At 43.1% G+C, this 5394-nt stretch carries 6 protein-coding genes; 2 read left to right on the top strand and 4 right to left on the bottom strand.

Annotated features, from left to right (window positions below):
• Nucleotides 1-323 precede the first annotated feature (323 nt).
• Nucleotides 324-3311, top strand: coding sequence for a hypothetical protein (locus tag P0Y67_RS22195; RefSeq protein ID WP_342393630.1), 2988 nt, complete (start codon nt 324-326; stop codon nt 3309-3311).
• Nucleotides 3308-3793: a hypothetical protein gene (locus P0Y67_RS22190; protein WP_342393629.1), complete on the top strand. Its 486-nt coding sequence runs from the start codon at nt 3308-3310 to the stop codon at nt 3791-3793. Before P0Y67_RS22195 ends, P0Y67_RS22190 begins: the two co-directional genes overlap by 4 nt.
• Nucleotides 3794-3859: 66 nt before the next feature.
• On the opposite strand, the gene P0Y67_RS22185 is transcribed toward P0Y67_RS22190, so the two are convergent.
• From P0Y67_RS22185 to P0Y67_RS22170, 4 genes are all read right to left on the bottom strand, one after another.
• On the bottom strand, nt 3860-4309 hold the full coding sequence (locus P0Y67_RS22185) for a hypothetical protein (RefSeq protein WP_342393628.1): 450 nt from the start codon (nt 4307-4309) through the stop codon (nt 3860-3862).
• Between the two features lie 136 nt (nt 4310-4445).
• Nucleotides 4446-4937, bottom strand: a complete 492-nt coding sequence (locus P0Y67_RS22180; protein ID WP_342393627.1) for a DNA N-6-adenine-methyltransferase — start codon at nt 4935-4937, stop codon at nt 4446-4448.
• Between the two features lie 18 nt (nt 4938-4955).
• Nucleotides 4956-5078, bottom strand: a complete 123-nt coding sequence (locus tag P0Y67_RS22175; protein ID WP_342393626.1) for a hypothetical protein — start codon at nt 5076-5078, stop codon at nt 4956-4958.
• On the bottom strand, nt 5078-5394 hold a 317-nt coding region (locus P0Y67_RS22170), incomplete at its 5' end, for a hypothetical protein (RefSeq protein ID WP_342393625.1). The genes P0Y67_RS22170 and P0Y67_RS22175, both read right to left, overlap by 1 nt.

The raw sequence follows: 5394 nt of genomic DNA, 5'->3' as shown, positions 1-5394 counted from the left end.
TAGGCGAATTTCAGACATAAAAAAACCGCCGGAATGGCGGTCTGACAAGGGACAAAACAGCAGATAACAAAAAACCCACCGAGTGGGCGAGGTTTTGCACTGTGGGGGTTTTGCTTCATTTGGGGGTGAGTGTCAATGCTCAGGCACTAGATGTGGACAATATACTCTTAACCCAAAAGAATCACTTTCCTGAATTAATACCACATAAATAGATTTAATATTTTTTAGCTATCAATATCTAGGCTTTTTAAATCCGGTCATACATTGTTGCATATTAATGCTTCTGCTATTTTACGCATCATTTAATGTAGTAGGTCTAATATATGTCGTCATTCGATGAAGAATGTAGGTATTATCCAAAAGCTGGCTATACACCTTTGTTAGATACATTGGAGGTATACTCTCCAGTTGAAAAGTTGAAAGAATCGGTCGAACCGGATCCTACATTTGAATATATTTTTGAAATAGCTTGTTCTCAAGAAACATTCCGTAAACGGATCGGAGGTGTTTTTTGGCTTGGCCGTACAGAGAAGGAAAAAGCACTTGAAGGTTGGGTTCAAAAAGTACTAAAAGGGAATATCACCCGCTTTTCTGTACCAGTTCGAGTACAAGAACCCAAAGTTCTCTATCATGGTTTCATGTTTGGCTCATCTGCATTGAAAACCATACAAGATGTAAAAATACAGCCGAAAGGCACAGATCTTGTACAAGAAACCTTTATACCGTTGATCCCCACAATTCAGGTCGGTCAAAGACTAGGGTTACCAACTCGTGGCTACTTTTATGTGTTTCAGTCTGCTTGTTTAAAACAGGAGTATCAAATTCAGGGTGACAAAAGATGGGCTTTTCGGGCGACTTATGCAACCCATGACTCTTTAGCCGATCAAAAGCTTCACGGCAGACCTTGCTCTGCTTTGCTTGTCTATTGGAAAATTGCCGGACAAGAAGTTCAAGATCAACACATTCTTTACCTCGAAGAAAGAATAACAAGTCAGCAGTTGAGTGAAATGACAACCACCTGGCTGGATGAACATGGTTACCGGGTAAATGCTAATGAACTGGTAAATGCATTAAACCAGCCAATAGCTGTACGTGAATGTTCAGAGAAAGATCAGGAAAATACAACAGAAAAAAAACCTGTTTCTCATATGGTCCAACATGACGAAACCGGAAGCAAGCGCCAAAGCTGGGTAGAAATAGCGGCCCGATACAATCTCACGCCTAGAGAATTATTAAAACTTAATCCGAGCTATAATGAGAACCCATTGTCTTTGGCTGTGGGTGATGTACTCAATGTAGCTCAACCTGCCGCATCTATGCGGCGAGCACCTGTCTATGGGCTTCCACCAATTGCGCCAGAACGCTGTAATAATCCAGAAAATGTCCATTACCCATACACAAGCAATTTTTTACATGGTGAGTTTGGTGTAATACCTATTTCATCACTCCAAATTCTAGAAACTGATCTCCCTGTAGTAAATGTCCGTCCAGGTGAAGGAAAGGATTGGTTAGAGCTGAAATATTACTATAAGGATAGCGAGCCTGTACAAAAAGCCCCTTTTAGTGTGATATTTGAAGATAATTCAGAAATCACCGGAGAATTAGATGAACAAGGCTTCGCACGAGTAGAACGAGTTCAGGCGGGGACATTTCAAGTACTCTACGGTGAAGATAAACGACCTTGGCAGGCAACTGCACTTTCGGCCACTCCAAACCCTTTATATCAACAGTTTGATCCTAATGTTGTAAGAAGAGAAATAGACGAAGGAAATCTTGAAGCTGTTCAGGTTGTGGCAGACATTGCTGCAGAAGCAGGCAACTGGATATGGGGCGTTTTGCAGGGTGACTTCAATGAAGACCCAACCAATGCTCAAATTGTCGTCGGTACTATTTTGTCAATGTTGCCGATCATTGATCAGGTTATGGATGTCAGGGATATCATCGCAAACCTAATGGTATTGACCGACGAAGAAAGAACTGAAGAAGTTAGAAAATTTGCCTGGATCGCACTTGCTATTACTCTTATTGGACTAATACCAGGCTTAGGTTCTGTATTAAAAGGTATTTTTAAACTGATAATGAAAAACGCAGATGTTGCCTTGGATATCATTTTGGCAATGCTACGTAAAGCAGGTAAAGGCGACCCAAAAGCTTTCCTGAAAAATCTACCATGGGGTGAGTACACAAAATTTATTCAAGGAAAATGCAAAGAGGTTATCCAAAAGTTAATCTCTGGCCTCAAAGTCGTAAAAGATTCATGGCTTGCACAGAAGGCTTTAGACAATGCAGCCATCAATAGTATTAAGTCTGTAATTGAAGGGCTCGAGAAGCTAGAGAAAAAAAGTGATGAAGCCCTAGCTGGCGCTATGGGGCAAATTCGAGAAAATATTGACAATCTACTCAAAAGAGAAAATCAATCCCCCAAACACACGGGAAGCACAAACCAAAAGCAATACCATGAAGCTCGTGAACTTACGGCTAAAGAAGCCGAAATGATGGTAAAGATTCATAAAAAGTTGATCAACCCTCGTTCTTTTGAAGAGGCTGAGGCTATTCTCGAAGCACGTAAGCTTGAAATTCATCAGAATGGATACAAAGGTGGAAAGTACACTGATGAAGAACTAGAGTTAATGGTCAAGATGGGATATACACCTGAACAACGTTATATGGTTTCATTTCAGGAAATAGGTGATTTAGATAACCCACTTGCATTTACACGGCCTGACCAATTTAAGCGTTCTCCACTTTGGCTAACAAGTTTCGATCAATTGGAACATGCTGACAAAGACCCAGACCTAATAGCAAAAGTTTTAGGGACAAATTATGATTCAAATAAAAATTATGCACTTAACATAATTGACCTTGATAGTTTACCAACTCACAATAATGTAAAATCTTTTGTTCCAACATGGGACAATATGAAAAAACAAGTTGTACCCGACTTGGCTCAAGATAATAAATTCTCAGAAGAATTATTATCAAGTGTTATGTCAGATGAATATAAAGTAACTTATCGAGAAACCATGGAAAGCTTTTGGTCTCAAAACTTGAATGAGTTCAATCCAAAGCACATAAGCCAATTTACAAAAAACAACTTATCTGAAACATCTGAAGATATGTTTAACGCTCGTCACTACTTCAGAACTCAAATTGGTTCAAATTCTGACTTCGAAGGAAATGGTTTAACCAAAAACAATACTGGATTTCAGAAACATGGTATTATTGAGCAATTGATACTTGATAGAAACCCTAAAAGCGTTGGAGAGCTTCTGTTAAGTGACCCTACACCAATCAAGGTTATAAATCTATGAAATTAAAAGAATTCTCACTATTACCTTATAATAGTCCTCACTTTATAGTATCTCATTCAATTAAAGAGATAAGAGGAACCAATGATGAATTCAGACTATATCTGAGTGGTGATTATTTCATCATACAAGACTTTGGATACTTACCCAATGGCGATGAGTTGACAGATCAACAAGAGTTACCAAATGAGGCTGCTTCATGGATATTAGATAGAATTGAAAATGGATTTCGTAAAAGTAGCGATGAAGGCGGTTTACCTCCCGGTGTTATGAGAGATACTACAACAATTAACGATGAAACGATCCACATCAGGTATACTTTATGTGCTGGAGGTGATGGGGTTGATGGAATTACAATTATAAGCCAAGATAGAAAAAGTCACATAAATGAAAGAAACATGCAAGAAAGTGTTATACCTAGTCAGGTTTTAGATGAAACATTAATACCATTTCTACGTACAATTTCGGCAAGACTGAAGCCCTGATTATAAATCATATAATATCGTAACAAAGCCCTAGCTTAGGGCTTTATTACGATCAAGTTAATAAAATCAAGCCACTTTCCTCGCTTCCCTTTCCTCCAGCTCAATCTGTTGCTGAACCGATAACAAAGCTGCTGTCCTCCCATCGTTCAGCCAACGCACTAACTCTTCCAGTATCGGCTTGTAGCGGTTGAACCGGCTAAAAGGAACGGGCATTGCCTGCACGAACTTGGCAAAGCGGGTTTCGTTGGTCCAGGGTACGCGGCCGTCTTTACAGGCCGGGCACTTACGGGTGATCCAGCGTATGTTTTTAGTGTAGCCAGTGCCGTTGCATTCGGGGCAGATCACCCCGAACTGTTGTGAACACTCGGCAATCGCCGTTACGGCTAACGCAATCAGTGCCTTGTCCGGATAAGTGCTGCGCCAGTTTTCCATCAACCGGTTCGCTTCGCCCATCAGAATCTGAATCAGTTGCTTGCGTGAAGCTTCATCGCGCTGTACTTCTTCAAACAGCAGCAACCAGCCTGCCGGAGAAACTCGCCACTGTAAGCCTACAATCGCCAGTTGTTCTTCTACCGTTAACAGTGCCCTGCCCCCGGTACTGGGGCATAGTTAATGCCTTTCAGGCCAAACTTCCCTATGAGTTTTTCAATTCTCATGCAGCTACCTCCAGTGTCTCCCGAAAGTTGATCGTTAAGTCTTCCGCTATCCCGCGTTTAAACCGAATCCGCTGTGTGATGGGGAAATAGCCAGGCGTGAACAGTACGAACACACTGCCGAAGTTCACGCCTTTCTTTTGGGTTACGCCGTCTGTTTTCAGGAAGTTATAACGTCCGTCTGGCTCGTACACCGCAGCGGCTACACCTTCTATGCCCTGTTGCCACCATCCGGTTAACGGCTCATAGGGCAACAGCATCATGCCCGGGTTGCCGGCTCTCGCTTCGGCTGCCGCTTTGGCAATGAATGGCTCTTTCAGATCAAACGGTGGGTTACACCACCAGTGCGGCTCCCATGCTTGCTGCAAGGCATCGAACCCCACAATTTTCGCGTGCGGGTTGAAGAAGGTATTTCCAAAACCTGTCCCGCGTTTGAAGTAGTTCCCGGCCTTTTCTTCCAGCCATTCCAGCGATGTATAGAACCGGCTCACTTTGGCGGTTTCCGGTTCTTAGCACACATCAAGGTTGAACTCACGGCCATACAGGGCTTTGGCATCCCAAAAGCATTTCCACTGCGTGCCCCAGCGGTTTTTATCGTCCACAGTCGTACGGGACCGAATCAGAATAGCCATTACGCCGCCCTCGCCTGTTCTTCCTGTGCCGTTTCCACACGCAGCCAAATATCCGCTTCGCGTACCCGTGGCCGCAGCTGATGGCGTGCCCACGGCGAATACCGGTTCAACAACTCCAACAGCAGATCAACCTTGTCTGATGGCACTCCGAATTCTCGCCACTTCATCACATCGCATCCCAGCACGTTACAGTGATCGGCAATTCGCTTCAGTGCCCGTTGCGGTTCAATGCCTTCATGCATAGCCACATGCCGAATGGCGGCACGAACGGCCAGCCCGCGAAGTGCCAGTAACATTGCTTCTTGCTGCTCGTTCA

The organism is Photobacterium sp. SP02, from assembly GCF_038519165.1.
Classification (GTDB): Bacteria; Pseudomonadota; Gammaproteobacteria; order Enterobacterales; family Vibrionaceae; genus Photobacterium; species Photobacterium halotolerans.
This window is presented reverse-complemented; position numbering and strand designations above follow the sequence as displayed.